The 15,879-nt window shown below is 31.7% G+C and carries 15 protein-coding genes; 9 read left to right on the forward strand and 6 right to left on the reverse strand.

Annotated elements, in window-relative coordinates; all coding sequences use genetic code 11:
• The first annotated feature begins 61 nt into the window (after positions 1-61).
• The gene (locus tag V9L04_RS03165; protein WP_338792618.1) at positions 62-3,025 is read left to right on the forward strand and encodes a PA14 domain-containing protein; all 2,964 of its coding nucleotides are present in this window, start codon (positions 62-64) and stop codon (positions 3,023-3,025) included.
• A gap of 174 nt (positions 3,026-3,199) precedes the next feature.
• On the opposite strand, the gene V9L04_RS03170 is transcribed toward V9L04_RS03165, so the two are convergent.
• Complete coding sequence (locus tag V9L04_RS03170; RefSeq protein WP_338792619.1) at positions 3,200-4,108, reverse strand: NAD(P)/FAD-dependent oxidoreductase; 909 nt, start codon at positions 4,106-4,108, stop codon at positions 3,200-3,202.
• Positions 4,109-4,351: 243 nt separating this feature from the next.
• On the opposite strand from V9L04_RS03170, the gene ruvA reads away from it, so the two are divergent.
• From ruvA to V9L04_RS03190, 4 genes are all read left to right on the forward strand, one after another.
• Positions 4,352-4,936 carry a Holliday junction branch migration protein RuvA gene (gene ruvA / locus V9L04_RS03175; protein WP_338792620.1) on the forward strand — a complete coding sequence of 195 codons (585 nt, stop codon included), beginning with the start codon at positions 4,352-4,354 and terminating at the stop codon, positions 4,934-4,936.
• Positions 4,937-5,095: 159 nt separating this feature from the next.
• Positions 5,096-6,085, forward strand: coding sequence for a LysM peptidoglycan-binding domain-containing protein (locus tag V9L04_RS03180; RefSeq protein WP_338792621.1), 990 nt, complete (start codon positions 5,096-5,098; stop codon positions 6,083-6,085).
• Positions 6,086-6,224: 139 nt separating this feature from the next.
• Positions 6,225-7,565 carry a pitrilysin family protein gene (locus tag V9L04_RS03185; RefSeq protein ID WP_338792622.1) on the forward strand — a complete coding sequence of 447 codons (1,341 nt, stop codon included), beginning with the start codon at positions 6,225-6,227 and terminating at the stop codon, positions 7,563-7,565.
• A gap of 146 nt (positions 7,566-7,711) precedes the next feature.
• Positions 7,712-9,784 carry an insulinase family protein gene (locus tag V9L04_RS03190; protein WP_338792623.1) on the forward strand — a complete coding sequence of 691 codons (2,073 nt, stop codon included), beginning with the start codon at positions 7,712-7,714 and terminating at the stop codon, positions 9,782-9,784.
• Positions 9,785-9,868: 84 nt separating this feature from the next.
• Here the strand turns inward: V9L04_RS03190 and V9L04_RS03195 are convergent, their stop codons facing one another.
• Both V9L04_RS03195 and V9L04_RS03200 read right to left on the reverse strand, forming a co-directional pair.
• Positions 9,869-10,975, reverse strand: a complete 1,107-nt coding sequence (locus V9L04_RS03195; RefSeq protein ID WP_338792624.1) for a chorismate mutase — start codon at positions 10,973-10,975, stop codon at positions 9,869-9,871.
• 130 nt (positions 10,976-11,105) lie between these two features.
• The gene (locus V9L04_RS03200) at positions 11,106-11,468 is read right to left on the reverse strand and encodes a hypothetical protein (RefSeq protein WP_338792625.1); all 363 of its coding nucleotides are present in this window, start codon (positions 11,466-11,468) and stop codon (positions 11,106-11,108) included.
• Positions 11,469-11,609: 141 nt separating this feature from the next.
• Between V9L04_RS03200 and V9L04_RS03205 the strand changes: the two genes are divergently transcribed.
• From V9L04_RS03205 to V9L04_RS03220, 4 genes are all read left to right on the forward strand, one after another.
• Positions 11,610-11,792, forward strand: coding sequence for a hypothetical protein (locus tag V9L04_RS03205; protein ID WP_338792626.1), 183 nt, complete (start codon positions 11,610-11,612; stop codon positions 11,790-11,792).
• Positions 11,793-12,000: 208 nt separating this feature from the next.
• On the forward strand, positions 12,001-12,810 hold the full coding sequence (locus tag V9L04_RS03210) for an SGNH/GDSL hydrolase family protein (protein ID WP_338792627.1): 810 nt from the start codon (positions 12,001-12,003) through the stop codon (positions 12,808-12,810).
• Between the two features lie 23 nt (positions 12,811-12,833).
• Complete coding sequence (locus V9L04_RS03215) at positions 12,834-13,436, forward strand: hypothetical protein (RefSeq protein WP_338792628.1); 603 nt, start codon at positions 12,834-12,836, stop codon at positions 13,434-13,436.
• Positions 13,405-14,037, forward strand: a complete 633-nt coding sequence (locus tag V9L04_RS03220) for a hypothetical protein (RefSeq protein WP_338792630.1) — start codon at positions 13,405-13,407, stop codon at positions 14,035-14,037. Before V9L04_RS03215 ends, V9L04_RS03220 begins: the two co-directional genes overlap by 32 nt.
• Positions 14,038-14,091: 54 nt before the next feature.
• Here V9L04_RS03220 and V9L04_RS03225 read toward each other — a convergent pair whose 3' ends face one another.
• The 3 genes from V9L04_RS03225 to V9L04_RS03235 all read right to left on the reverse strand — a co-directional run bounded on the left by V9L04_RS03225 (position 14,092) and on the right by V9L04_RS03235 (position 15,872).
• Positions 14,092-14,673: a tRNA-(ms[2]io[6]A)-hydroxylase gene (locus V9L04_RS03225; RefSeq protein WP_338792632.1), complete on the reverse strand. Its 582-nt coding sequence runs from the start codon at positions 14,671-14,673 to the stop codon at positions 14,092-14,094.
• Between the two features lie 98 nt (positions 14,674-14,771).
• A complete protein-coding gene (locus tag V9L04_RS03230) occupies positions 14,772-15,224 on the reverse strand; it encodes a hypothetical protein (RefSeq protein WP_338792633.1) in 453 nt (150 codons plus the stop codon).
• A gap of 81 nt (positions 15,225-15,305) precedes the next feature.
• Positions 15,306-15,872, reverse strand: coding sequence for a Crp/Fnr family transcriptional regulator (locus V9L04_RS03235; RefSeq protein WP_338792634.1), 567 nt, complete (start codon positions 15,870-15,872; stop codon positions 15,306-15,308).
• Positions 15,873-15,879 lie beyond the last annotated feature (7 nt).

Here is a 15,879-nt window from a genome sequence, read left to right on the forward strand (position 1 = left end):
ATAGCTCTATTATGTCAAAAAAAAAACATTAATTTTTTTTAATTATTTTAATAAAACTAAAATGCAAAAAATAATTGTAATACTAAAAACAACACTATTATTTTTATTCGTGCTTGCTGCCAATTTTTTACAGGCACAAAATGATATTGTAACCTATGCAGGTGGTACTGGAAAAGAAACATTCTATGATATAACACAAATTACTGATGGAACATTCTTGGTTTGTGGCTATGCTGATAATCTAAATTGGATTGCTAATGGAGTTCCTAAAATTCAATTGACTTATAATGGAACAATTCCAAATTCATTAGGAACAAATCGGTATGGCTTTATTTTACATTTATCATCTGACTTACAAACTGTACTGCAAGTCCTACATTTTCCACAAGGAGCTGTTGAAGATATTCGGTTTATGAAAACCAATTCTCAACCTTATAAACCAACAGGGGGTTTGTACATTAGTTGCAATACTTCTGATACGGACTCTAAAGAGGGAGGATATATTATTGCTAAACTTGATAATAACTTTGTTAATGGTGTACCTTCTTCACTTTCGTGGTTCAAATCAGTTTGGGCAAAATCAGTTCCTAAAGAAAATCATCCATGGGATGTTACTAATGATGGAAGAGTATTTTACATATCAGGTCAAGCCTATGGATATGACTGGAGTGCAGTATATTGTCTAGATCAAAATGGACAACCAACAGTAGTCAATAATTGGAGAACCCACTGGCTAAAAGATGGAAAAGAATGGAAAGGAACTCCTGCTTCAGCAAATCCACTTGGTGGAATTAAATCGGTTGCTTATAGTGGAATTGTTCTAAAAATGTGGGGAAGATGCGACTTGCGATCATGGACTTTGGCAGATTACAATGCTGTCATTGCTGATGAAAATGGAGGAACAAAAAAAGGCAAGTGGCCTTTAGATGTTTTATTTAATTCTCCTTGTGACCCAGCTTCCCCAACAAATGCTAGTCCAGGATATACAGGCTATTCAGCATCTCCAACTCCTGTATATGGAGGACAATCTATTTGTATTGACAAAAGAAACAATAACCTATATATAGGAATGAATTTCAAAAGTGTACTTCCTGGTGGGCAACCTGATTTTGAGCCTGCTGTAATTGCAATGGATGAGTCTGGCATGTTAATGTGGTGGAGTCGTTTGTACCATGAAATAACTCCTTCTGGTAATACCGTTAATTCTTCTCCAGACCAATATGTTGATGCATTGGCAATAGATTATACAAATGATAGACTTGTAGTAGGTGCAAGAACTCATGGGAATAATGTTGAGAATTTTTGGGAAGGAAATACCATTAACAGTAATGCAACAGCATCTGGATTTCAAAATAATTTTACAGGAGGCAATGGCAATATTCATATCTCTTGGTTAGGAAAATTTCAGTTGAACAATGGTACACTTACCAACTCAACTTACATGGCAGAATTAGCTGAAGGCACAGGTTCTTTAGGAACTCCTCATCCTGACCCAAATTTAGACGGTTGGTCAAATCCAAATTCTGGGTGGCCAAATGTAAACACTACAAGAATGGCAAAAAACAGTTTAAAGGTGTCAAGCAATGGAGACGTGTGTGTACTAGGAGTAGGACGTAGAACAATAACTACTGCAAATGCGTATCAGAAAATGCTAAAACCCTCACAAGGTAAAAGTGCATGGAATAATTTTGTAAGAGTTTATGATTCCCAATTTAGTGTTCCTAAATATTCCTCATTGGTGGTAGGAGAATGGAATCCAACTACAGAAGCAGGAGGAGGTAATACTGATTTGTATGGTGTTTACAAAACAAGTGATGGAGTAATTTGTGTAGGTAGGCAAACAGCAGCTTCTAATGGGAATGGAACTCCAAATGGAAATCCTATTCCAGTAACAAATGTAACACCTTGGGGAAATTCAACTCCACAAAACGAAAGTGCAATTCTAGTGTATTATAAAGCAGCAAACCTTTACAATCCAAATGATTTGATTCAAGGAGGAACAGTAGCAACAATTTTAGCACCTTCAAGTTTTATAGCCCCAAGTGTTCAGACAAGACAAGTTGCATTAAAATGGAATGACAATTCGAATAATGAAACTGAATTTATCCTTGAAAGAAGATCAGTCACAGATGGAGAAAGCTATAGATTAGTAAGCAGTATTGAAAGAGATTCTACTTCTTTTACAGACCTAACAGTATTACCTTCTAAAGATTATAAATACCGATTATCAGCAAAAAATAGTACAGCACAATCAGAATTTATTTATTTAGATGTTACTACGCTAGATGAACCTGTTAGTACAGATGGAACAGGACTTCAAGCTACCTATTATAACAATATAGACTTTACAGGAACATCAATTAATAGAATTGATGCTACTGTAAACTTTAACTGGGGCAATAGTTCGCCTTCATCAAGTATTCAGAATGATACTTATTCAGTACGTTGGACAGGACAAATAAAACCTGCTTATTCTGAAACTTATACTTTTTATACCAATACAGATGATGGAGTACGCCTTTGGGTAAATGAGGTCTTATTAATTGATAAATGGGTAAACCAAGGGGCTACAGAACACACAGGTACAATTACCCTAAATGGAGGACAGAGCTACACTATAAAACTAGAGTATTTTGAGAATACAGGTAATGCAGTAGCTCAATTAAGCTGGTCTAGTGCAAGCCAGACAAAAGAAATTGTACCTCAAACAGTTTTATATCCTTCTACCTTACCTAGTGCCAAATTATCTACTAGAGACGTAACTAATAGTAACGAAACTACTATTACGGCTTATCCAAATCCTGCAAAAGACATTCTTTATGTTCGTGTAGATAATATAGAGCAAAATGAAGTAACAATAGAATTGCTTTCCTCTTTATCCCAAACTATAAAGAAAATTAACTATTCTACTATAAAAGGCTGTGATACCTTTGAAATGAATATCAAAGGAGTGGCATCAGGTGTTTATTTTCTGAAAATTTATAATGGAAAAGAAGTAATTGTAAAGAAAATTATTATCGAATAATAAGTATAAAATAACTATTAAAAGAAGAGGTATCTAAAAAGGTAGAAATTCTCTATTATAACAATAGTTCTACTAAAGTAGAACTGCAAGAAGTTTTAGACTAAAAAAAAAATTCTATCCTACTTTATCCTAAAATCCATTCAAGAAATATATTTCTTGAATGGATTTTTTTATCTAAAAATTCTCATCTATCAATTCTCTATTTATAGCAGCTCCTGCTATTGTGCCAGAAGCTACTGCAAACGATACTGCTCTAAACATAGTTGTAGCATCTCCTATCGCAAAAATATCTTTTATAGATGTTTTTTTGAATAAATCGACTTCTATAAATCCATTCTCATCAAACTTGCAACCCATTTCTTTTGGAATATCAGAATGCTGCACAAAATCTACACGAGCAAAAATAGCAGAAATTGCGTGTTTTGTCTTGTTTTTGAAAACAATATTTTGAATTTGTCCTTCTTGATGTTCAAATTCCGAAATTTCAGTTTCTATTATTTTGATATTTTTAGAGTGTAGTTTTTGAGTCTGTTCTTCAGTCAAAGTAGATTTTCCATTTGTGAATAAAGTTAGATTTTCACTCCAATTATAGATAAGTTTAGCCATTTCAAAAGCTATATCTCCATTTGCCAAAACTCCAAGATTTTCATGTTTTACTTCATAACCATGACAGTAAGGACAATGTAAAACTGATATTCCCCAGCACTGAGCAAAGCCTGTAATAGAAGGCATTATATCTTTTATTCCAGTTGCAAAAAGAATTTTTTTTCCAAAAAATGAATTTCCATTTTCTACAAAAACTTCGTATTTATCTTTTTGAGAAGAACAAGAAATTGCTTTTCCTTCAAGAAAACTAACCGTAGGATAATTTAAAACTTGTTCTTTTGCTTTCTCTGAAATTTCTTTGGGTGTATTTCCATCTTGAGTAATAAAATTATGAGAATGAGGAGTTTGTTTATTACAAGGTTTTCCACTATCTATAATTAATACTTTTCTTAAAGAACGTCCTAAAGCCATAGCAGCTGAAAGTCCTGCATAACTTCCACCAATAATAATTACATCAAAATTTGATTTATTTTTCATAAAATAAGCTTTGAAAATTTATATAATTTTATTTATGCAACACTATTGCATTTGCAAATATACAGTTTATCTTCTTAAATGCAACAAAGTTGCATTTAAATCGCTTGTTTTTTGAAAATTCTATTTTATTCTATTAAAAAATCACTTTTTTACTTATCTTTGATTAGAAAATTAGAAATAGAAAATCATACTAGCATTTTTATTTATCGAAAATTTAACTTTCATCACTTACCATTTTATTAAATGTTTGCCTATCTCAACGGAAAAATTACAAAAAGAGAACCTTCACTAGCCGTTTTGGATATTAATGGGGTGGGTTATGAAGTCAAAATTTCACTTCAAACCTATTCTATTATTCAAGAAGGACAACCTTTCAAACTTTTCACTTATTTGAGCGTAACACAAGATTCTCAAGAGCTTTTTGGGTTTGCTACTGAAAGTGAGAAAAAAATGTTTTTGCAGCTTATTAGTGTTTCTGGAGTAGGACGAAATACTGCTTTAGTGATGCTTTCAGCAATGAACGTTTCTGAACTTGCCAATGCAATTATTAATAATCAAACATCTGTTATTCAGAAAATAAAAGGAATTGGAAAGAAAACTTCCGAACGTTTGGTTTTAGACTTGAAAGACAAGTTAGCAAAAGAAGGTTTCCAATTGGAAGATGAAAATGGAATGAGCAGCGCATTAAAAGAACAAGCATCCAATGCTCTTACCAGTCTAGGTTTATCAAAATTAGTGGCTGATAGAACCATAAATGCCATTTTGAAAAAATACGGCACAGATCTTTCTTTAGAAGAGTTGATTACATATAGTTTGCAAGAAGGCTAAAACAGTTACCAGTTAATAAATTTAGAAATTAGATTTATGAAGTTAGAAGTACTACAATCAAACCTAATTAAAAAAGGAAATTTTTCATTCTCTGTTTTCTCTGTGAATTCTGTGTTTTAAAATTATATTCCTATTTTCTCATTCTCCAATCTCTACCACGTGAAATTCTTTATTCTATTTATAATTTTCTTCATTATTCATTTTTCCTCATCTTCTTTGTATGCTTTCTCTTCTTTTACATCAAAAAAAGATTCTATTGGTTTAGAACGAAGGGGAAATAATTTATATATTAAACATAGAGTTACAATTGGTGAAGATATTTATAAAATTGCTAGAAAATATGGTATAAATAAAGAAACACTCATCACGCTCAATCCTGTTGCTCGTTATCCATTGAAAATAGGTCAAATTATTTACATTCCACATGCTCAAACGACGTATAGAATTTCTCAACTCAAAGGATATAAAGTTCGTGCAAACGAAACACTTTTTTCGATTGCTTCAAAGTTTCAAACTGATGTAAAAACGCTTAAAGAACTCAATGAGCTTTATTCTACTCAAATTCAAACAGGACAAGAATTACTTATTCCTTATCCAAGCACTCATCAGGACTTATATCTCATTCCTTCAAATGCGTATAGTGTAGCCAAAGATCCTAATAAAAAAGAAGAGCTAAAACATATATATCATACAGTAGCAAATGGAGAAACTCTTTATTCTATTTCCCAAAAGTATAAAGTCAGTGTAGAAGATTTAAAAAAAATAAATGATAATCCTTCTGGACAAATAAAAGCAGGACAAAAAATTATTGTAGGCAAAGGAGAAAAAATCGAAGAAGTTTTGATTGTTGCAAGTGCAAACACTATGACTAGCCAAGCAAAAAAAGGAAAACCTCATTCTGAATCAGGTGTTTGTAATGTAACTTTAAAAAGTGATAGACTTGTCGGAATGCACCGAACAGCTCCTAAAGGAACTCTCATAAAAGTATATAATGAAAGTGCTGGAAGAACTGTAACCGTCAAAATTATTGGTAAAATTCAGAATATTGATAGAAACAAAAATGTCGTTATTATTATTAGTCATGAAGCTGGGAGAAAGTTAGGAACAATGAGTAAAGAGTTTCCTGTTTGGTTAAAATGGGAAGAATAAATATATCTTAACTTTTCCTCAAAAAAGACTTCTATAAAATTTATGTAATTTTGGGCAGTAGAAACAACTCAATGAGTAGTTTTTACTGCTTTTTTGTATCTTCCTAATTTTCTTATGCCTCATAAGCACATATATTTAAATGAAAAAATCCTTATTATCTAGTTTAGTCTTACTTATACTTTTTTTTGGAAGTTTTATTCCAAGCAATACAAAAGACACTAAAGACGGTTCTAAAATTGAGTTTACAGAATTTACGCTTAAAAATGGTTTACACATCATTTTACATGAAGACCATTCTGTTCCTCTCGTAGCTGTTACTGTTTTATATCATGTAGGTTCAAAGAATGAAGAACCAAACCGAACAGGTTTTGCACACTTTTTCGAACATCTTTTGTTTGAAGGCTCAAAAAATATCAAGCGTGGAGAATTTGATGATTATATCGAAAACTCAGGTGGAATGAATAATGCAAATACCACTTACGACCGAACTTTTTATTATGAAGTAATGCCTTCTAATCAATTAGAATTGGCTCTTTGGTTAGAATCTGAACGCATGCTTCATGCAAGAGTAGACAGCACAGGCATCGAAACACAAAGACAAGTAGTAAAAGAAGAGCGTCGTCAGCGTATTGATAATCGTCCGTATGGTTCTATTTTAGAAGAAACATTGAAACGAGTTTATACCAAACATCCTTACAAATCTTCTGTAATTGGTTCGATGGAACATTTAGATGCAGCTGAAGAAATTGATTATAAAAGTTTTTATGAAAAATATTATGTTCCAAATAATGCTGTAGTGAGTATTGCTGGCGATATTGATGCAAAGACAGCAAAGGAATTAGTAGAAAAATATTTTGAAGGAATTCCGAAAGGTAAAAAAGTTGAACAACCTAAAATTGTTGAGCCTCCTCAAATGGCTGAAGTTCGTGATACTGTATATGATAATATTCAACTTCCTGCTGTTGTTCAAGCCTTTAAAGTTCCTGCTCGTGGACAAAGTGATTACTATGCTACCAAAATGCTATTTACATTACTTTCTGATGGACAAAGTTCAAGGCTTTCAAAGTCTGTAAAAGATGAACAACAGAAAGCTCTTTTTGTAGGAGCTTTTCCTTTAGATTTAGAGCAAAATCCTAGTGTTGCTCTTGCCTTCGGAATTGCTTCTATGGGAGTAAATCCTTTAGAGTTGGAAGAAGCCATGAACAACGAATATGAAAAGGTAAAAGAAGAGTTGATTGAAGAAAGAGAATTTCAAAAGCTCAAAAATCAATTTGAAGCTAATTTTTACACTCAAAATAGCACCATTGCAGGAATTGCTGAAACGTTAGCTGATAACCATGTCTATGGTGGAAGTGCAAATCTTATCAATACTGAAATTGAAAATTATATGAAGGTAACAAGAGAAGAAATACAAGAAGCAGCTAAAAAATATCTTGTCCCTGAAAATAGAGTTACTCTTCATTATTTACCTAAGAAATAAATTTAGAAGACAAACTTATGAAGAAATCTATAAAAGTAATGTGAATTTTTTAAAAACATAAATTTATTGATTTTACATTCTTCAGTGTTAAAAAAAATCTAACTAGCCGTTGTTAGTGTCCCAACCAACGACATAAATATAAAAAAATGAAAAATAAATTTATTTTAAGTATTGCCGTTTTAATGGCATTCTTATTTACTCAATGTACACCTGTTCCTTCTAGCTCTACTGGAAAATTAGATCGAAGCAAAGCTCCCAAAGCTGGAGAAGCTCACAAAGTAGAAATTGCTAAATCTCAGTCCTTTACCTTAGAAAACGGCTTACAAGTTTTTGTAGTTGAAAACCATAAACTTCCACAAGTTTCTTATTCTTTAGTTGTCAATTATAATCCAATTATGGAAGGAAAGCGTGTCGGAATGCTCAATATGTTTGGTTCTATGCTTCGTCGTGGAACAGAAAAACGCACAAAAGAAAAATTAGATGAAGAAATTGATTTTATGGGCGCAAATCTGATTACCTATTCAAGAGGTATTTATGCTTCTTCTTTAAAACGTCATTCAGATAACTTGCTTTCTATTTTTTCAGATGTTCTTTACAACCCTTCTTTTTCGAATGAAGAATTAGCAAAAGTTCGCACCGAATCTTTATCTAGCTTACAATCTTTACCTTCTAGTCCAGAGCAAATTGCAAATAATGTAGTCTCTAAGGTAAATTATGGTAATAATCATCCTTATGGAGAAGTAGAAACAGAAACTACTTTAAATGCTGTCAAAAATGAGGATTTAAAAGATTTCCATCAGACTTATTTCCGTCCAAATGTTTCTTATTTGGCTATTGTAGGAGATATTACTGTAGAAGAAGCTAAAGCTCAAGTAGAAAAATATTTTGCTCAATGGGAGAAAAAAGAAGTTCCTACTACCAAATACAATTCGCCAAAAGCTGCTGAAAAACCACAAGTGGCAATTTCAAATCGTGCTGGAGCAGTTCAGACAGTTATTAATGTTACTTATCCTGTTTATTATCCATTGAGTAGTAATGATTATGTTGCTGCTAGATTAATGAACGGAATTTTGGGAAATAGTGGTTTTGGAGCAAGACTTATTCAAAATCTTCGTGAAGATAAGGCATATACGTATGGAGCATATTCTTCATTGAGTCCTGATGAGCTTTCATCTTCTTTTACTATGTCGGCAAGTGTCAGAAATGATGTTACAGATAGCGCAGTGGTTCAATTTTTATATGAATTGAAGCGTATAAAAGATGAACCTGTTTCTAAGGCTGAATTAGAAAGAGTAAAAGCAAGTTTGATTGGTTCGTTTGTTCGCTCATTAGAAAATCCTCAAACAGTGGCAAATTTTGCGATTGATATTGCTAGATATAATTTACCTTCTGATTTTTATAGCAACTATATTCAGAAAATAAATGCTGTAACAGTAGAAGATATTCAAAATGCAGCCAAAAAATATATCAAACCTGAAAACATAACAATTGTAGCAGTAGGTGACCAAAGTATTTTGATAGAAAAATTAGCTCCCTTTGGAAATATTCAAATTTATGATGCTTTTGGAGAAATGGCAGCTCAAGCAGACCAACGCATTCTGATTGGAATGACAGCTGATAAAGTAATCCAAAATTACTTAACTAAAATTGGAGGTAAAAAATGGAATGAAGTTACTTCAATGAAAAAAGAACAAGTAATGAATGTTTCAGGAATGCAAATAGAGCAAAAATTATTCATTCAAAACCAGCAAAAACTAGCTTTAGAAGTTCCTAAAAGTGGAATAAAACAAGTCTATGATGGCAAAAAAGCCTATGTAGTAACACAAGGACAAAAACAAGAATTAACGGCTACCCAAACTAATAGCATCAAAGAACAAACCTTCATCAATCCTTATGTTCAGTATGATAAAGCAAATGGTTATTCTATTGAATTGGTAGGAGCGCAAGTAGTAGAAGATAAATCTGTCTTTGAAGTTAAAGTTACTCACAAAGATTATGGAGAACGTTTACAATATTTTGACCCTAAAACAGGACTTTTAATTAAAGAGGTAACTGCAGGAGGAGAAATAATGATAAAAGATTATCGTAAAGTAGGAAATACTGGTCTTTTAGTAGCTTATAAAACAGAAGTTAATTCTCCACAAGGAGCATATACAGTTGATGTACAAAAGGTAGAATTCAACTCTACTATTGATGCTAAAGTATTTATGGTAGAATAACATTCTATACATTGAAACATAAAAAATGTGTCATTGATTAATAAAATTATATCAATGACGCATTTTTTATATAATTAGATTTTCTTAGAAATCTTCTTTTCGTTCTGTTTGGATACGTATTGATTCGTCATGAATAAGTTTGAAAACAGCTGAAACAAAATCAGGATTTATTTCCATTGTTTCTGCCCATTCAGGACGGCTTTCAAACACTTTTTGCCAACGATCTAATTGGAAAATAGGTAAATTATTCTCTCTTTTATAATCTCCAATTTGTTTAACTAATTCCAAACGAGCGACAAAGTTTTCAACAACTTCTCTATCAATTTTATCAATTTGATTACGCAAATCTTGTAATTTATCTGATAAGCCTGCTTTTTCAAGTGTTTCTAAATTTCCTGTACGGATAACTAGTTTATCCAAAATTTCGGCAAGTCGTTGAGGCGTAACTTGTTGAGAAGCATCGCTCCAAGCCTCATCAGGACTACGGTGTGTTTCTATCATCAAACCTTCATAATTCAAATCCATTGCCTTTTGAGAAAGTGGGTAAATCAGTTCTCGTTTTCCTCCTATATGGCTAGGGTCGCAAAGAAGTGGTAAAGTAGGTAATTTACTTTTAATTTCGATAGCTAATTGCCACATCGGCTCATTACGATATTTTGTATTTCCATAACTTGAAAAACCACGATGCAAAGCTGCCATTTTGTTTATTCCTGCTTGATGAATGCGCTCAATCCCACCCATCCAAAGTGCAACATCTGGATTAATTGGGTTCTTTACGATAACAGGAACATCAACTCCTTTCAAAGAATCAGCAATTTCTTGCATTGTAAATGGATTTACAACGCTTCTTGCACCAATCCATAAAATATCTACTTCATGTTTTAGAGCTTCTTCTACATGTTCGGGTTTGGCAACTTCAGTAGTGATAAGTTTTCCAGTGGCTTTTTTGACATCTAAAAGCCATTCTAAACCAATTTTTCCGACTCCTTCAAAGTTATTTGGGCGTGTACGAGGCTTCCAAATTCCTGCTCTCAAGACTTGAACTTTGTCATTTTTAGCTATTTCTTGACAAGTTTCCATTAATTGTTCAGGCGTTTCGGCACTACAAGGTCCAGCAATAAACAAGGGATGATCTGCAGTATTCCAATTAGGATTATTTGGAAACCACGATGATAAAGGGGCAAATTCCATAAATATATAAATAAAGTTGTCTGATTAAATACAAACAACAACGTAATTATTCTAAAATAAAGTTCAAAGGTAGTCAAAATGATTTTTCGAACAAAGATGAATAAGGAGAATAATTTTGTGTTAAAAAAAATTATTTTACAGGTTTATGTTCGGCTATTTTTTGCTGTAAAGCGTATAAATATTGCTGCACTTGTTGCGATTGTTCCGTACTGTTCTTGAAACGTTTTTTTATAAATGTGTCATTGTTTAATTGCTCGGCTTGCAGTGTTTCTATATGTTCGAAGGGAGAAAACTCTTCTCTTTCAGCGTCCAATTTTTGTTTTTGTGCTTTTTTGAATTGCTCTTTAAGCTGTTGATAAACAAGTGGTTCTACTTTTGATTCTATTTCTTTCCAAAGGGAAGCCGAAATTTGAACAAAGATAAGTTCTCCATTTTTATCAATTATTTTAGTGAGATGAGCTGTTTGAAAAGCCTCATTTTCAGAATCTTTCATTATTTAATTAAAATTAGCTACTACATAAATTAACATAATTTAAAATTTGACAAATAGGGCAATTTCTTGTTTTACTCGTCATTATATCAACTAAATTATATTCCTTCTTACTTTTTATTATTTTCAAAATCTGTTTCAATCATGCCAATAAAAATAAAGTATCTTCAGCTCATTACCAAACAATTAAGTGGACAAATTACTGAAAAAGAATCTCAAATGCTACAAAAATGGCTTTCTAAAAGTCCTTTAAATCAAGTTCTTTTTGCAGATCAAGAAAATGTTTGGCAGTCTTTTCACAATAAAAATATGAATATTTCTGCTTAGAAAGTATTTTTGTTGGTGCTTGCTACATTAAAACATCAATAAATAGAGTTACAGCAGTATTTCTATAAAAAAATATAGCTTTTTGATAAGAGAATTGATAAATTTGAACTTTCTAAGAGAATTTAGAAAACATTCAGTTTATTGATTCTCTTTTTGTTTCTTTTGAACAGACTGGGAAGTCTGTTATACTTAAATTGCTTTCATCAAATTGTCTGATTTTCTTTCCCCTTCTCCTCAAAAAAAGTCTTCTACATCTAATCTATACAATTTATTTTCTGTGTGGTTGGTTGTTTTGTGTGTCATTTTGGGTTTGTATGCGATGGATAGCTATGAGAAACCTATAGATTTTGATTTGTCTATTAAAAAACCAAATTCAAAACAGTTATTTACGCCTCCCTCAACTGATTTTTTATATAAACAATTAGCCAAACAAACATTTTTTATTGTCGACTCTTTAGAGTTAGCTCGCAAAAATAGCATTGACACATCAGCACAGCGTATTTTATTGACTGGCGACTCTATGTCAGAAGGATTATATTTAGCTTTTCGAAGTTATGCAGAATATAATAATCATTATTTGAAAGGTAGAATTTGGTACAGTTCGCTCACCATTCAATGGAGTAAAACCGATAGCTTGAAGAGTTTGATAGAAATTTACAAGCCTACAATTGTGATTTTTACGCTAGGAGCAAACGAACTTTTCAGAACTGATATTTACGAACGAGAAAAAGATATTCAAGATATTATTGCACAAGCTGGCGATACGCCTTTTATTTGGGTAGGTCCTCCAAACTGGAAAGACGATACAGGAATTAATGAAATTATTGAGCGAAATATGCCTTCAAATACTTTTTTCTTATCTAAAGATTTAGAGTTTGATAGAGAAAGAGATGGCGCACACCCAACACGAGAATCATCAAGATATTGGGCTGATACGATTGCTACTTGGATTATGAATAAATCTCGTCATAAAATTTTATTAGAAAAACCTGTTTCAGAAGGTTCGGATAATAAATAATGTATTTCAAAGTTATTATTGAAATGAAACAAATCATTCCTTTTTTACTGCTGTTAGTTTGTCTTTCTTGTACAGAAAAGAAAGAGCAAATTGTAACCATAAATATTCCTTCTGATGAAGTTCATTCAGCTTGTACTTTGGGAGATTCTTTATTGGCTTTAGTTCGAAGAGTGAAAAATGAAGCTGATACTTCAAGCAATAATTTTACAAGTGATTTGTATTTATTTGATTCAAAAGGAAAATTATTGAATAAAACAGAAACGCCAAATTGCAAAAGTGTAGTTTATGATGATGGAAAAATTTATGCAAGTAGTTATTCTGCTTTGTATATTTATGATACAAATTTTGAGTTAGTTGAAACTATTGAGTTTCCTAAGAAGACGAATAATATTGTTTGTAAGGCTTACGAATATCAAAAAGTAGATTCTATGTACATCATCATAATTGCAACAGGAGTTGAAGGAGAAGATACAGTAAGATTGAATGGTAGTGAAGGTTATAGATTAATGAAACACAAAGACAGATTACATGAAGGATTATTATTTACAAGAGATTTAGATTATATAGGTTTTCATATTTATAAAAAAATACTGTATGTCCAAAATAAAAAATATCAATTACAGTAGCTTATTTATCCTATTTTTAGTTTTTGTATTGTTTTCTTGTAATAATGAAAAATGTACACATCTTAAAATAAGCAAGCGTTATAATTTAGTTTCAGGAGTTTTGTTAGGAGATACTCTACTAACCACTGTATCTGCTTTAGATACTGTAGTCGGTCATTCCTACGAACCTGAAATTGTAGCCTTCAATTTAAAAGGAGATAGTATTTTGAAAGTAATAGTTCCTTTTAGTAATGCAGGAATATCAAAACAAAATAATAGAATCATTTCACATAGTTATTTATATCCAAGTGAAATAAAAGTTTATGACAATAATCTGAACTTAATTGGTAAAACGTCATACCCTATATATGGTACTCTATCATTATATAAAGACAAAATTAATAGAGAAGGCTACTCTGTTCTAGGAGTAGTTTTACAAGGGAAAAACTATCTTGATTTTTTTGAGTTTGAAAAAGACCAAAAACTTGTATATAATGCTGCAAGAAAATCTAGTTACAAAGAATACAACCAAACTTCCTTTCAAGGTTTTGCAGGAGATTCTCATGTTTATAATGATACGCTATATGTAGAAGATAAGTGTTTTTGTATTGAAGGAAAGTGATTTGAGTATAACAATCATTCAAAACTGATAATTTATCGCTAATCATTAAAAAAATTAGTGCATTCTATCCCCACGAAGTTCTAAACTTTCCATAATTTCAGATTCGTAATTCAAAAATTCTTGCCAGCGTTTATCTACTATTTCTTTTGGTAAATATTCCTTTGCCAAAGAAATAAAAACAGTATAATGACGGGCTTCTGAAACCATTAGTTCACGATAAAATTTCTTTAATTCTTCGTCTTCTATCGTATTTGAAAGCATTTTGAAACGCTCACAACTACGTGCTTCTATCAGCGCATTTACCAAAAGATTATCCAAAAGACGCATTTCTTCGCTTCCTCCTTTTACCATAAAATTGCGTAATTTGAGTGCATATTCATCTTTTCGTTTTCCTCCAAAAGTTAGGTTTCTTTTGCGAAGTTGCTCCAAAACCATTTCAAAATGCGACCACTCTTCGGCTACAATAGGCGAAAGCGTATCGACAAGATTTGGATAATGATTGTAGGTTACAATCAAAGAAATACAAGAAGAAGCTGCTTTTTGTTCGCAATAAGCGTGGTCTGTTAAGATGTCTTCGATACTTTCTTGGGCTAATTCTGTCCAGCGTGGGTCGGTTGGGAGTTGAAGATGAAGCATTTTTTGAATGATGAATTATTAATGATGAATTGTGAATTATATTCTTGTAAAATTGTCAAAGCACTTTCAAATGTCAGACAATTAAAAATAGTAGATAGTTAAAACCTTATAGAACTCAGATATACCCAAACAATAAATAATAACTGTAACGGAACTCTGAACCATAAATAAGATAGTCCATAGCCATCAAAAGTAGCTTTTTGTAAATCAACTTGTTTGATAGCTGCATAAATATTTGCAGGAAGCAAAATTACAAAAAAGACAATAAGAATCCACGCTGAATATATTTTCCAATTAGGAACTAACAATCCAATGCCTAAAATAATTTCTACTACTCCTGTAAAATAGATTAATTCTGTTTTAAATGGAATTATAGGTGGCAGCATCATTGTCATTCCTTTTGTAAAAGCAAAATGTCCGATGGCAGTAAAGCACAACATGGCACACATGGCTATTCGTGCAGCCAAAACAACATCATATTTTTGATTAAGAAATCGTATAACAAAAATTGAAAGCACAAAAACGACAAGTAAAATTACTAATGGTTTCATAGATATAGTATTTAGATTATGATAAATGTTTAAGTTTTGACAAATATCACTATCTAAAATAGCTAAGACAATGAACCTAAGTTAAGAAATACGTTTGCGAATTCGACTGAGTGCCTGTGGCGTAATTCCGATATAAGAAGCAATATATTTTAAAGGAATAAATTGCAATAAATGAGGTTGTTCTGTAAACAGATTTAGATAACGCTGTTCTGCACTTTGATTCAGTAAGGATAATTCTCGTTTAGATTTTTTCAAAAACAACTCTTCACTCGCTAGTCTTCCAATTTTGTTTCCAATCTGAGTTTGCTGATAAATTTGTTGTAAATCTTGATAAGTCAAACTCCAAAGAATTGTATCTGATAGTGTTTCTAATTCATAACTAGAAACTTCTTGAGTTATAAAAGAATCATAAGCACTCACAAAGTTAGATTGGAATGCAAATCCAAATGTAAAATCTTCTGTTTCTTTTGGAATATAAAAACGGATAATTCCAGCTTCTATAAAAGAAAGATAATTTTCTATTTGTCCTACTTTGAGTAAATTAGTTTTTTTTGAAAACTCTCTTTTTATTAATTTCGAAGAAAATATTTCCCAATCTTTTTCAGAAATATCTACCTGTTTTTGAAAATATGTTTTTATCTCAATCATTTTTATT

The organism is Bernardetia sp. MNP-M8, from assembly GCF_037126285.1.
GTDB lineage: Bacteria > Bacteroidota > Bacteroidia > Cytophagales > Bernardetiaceae > Bernardetia.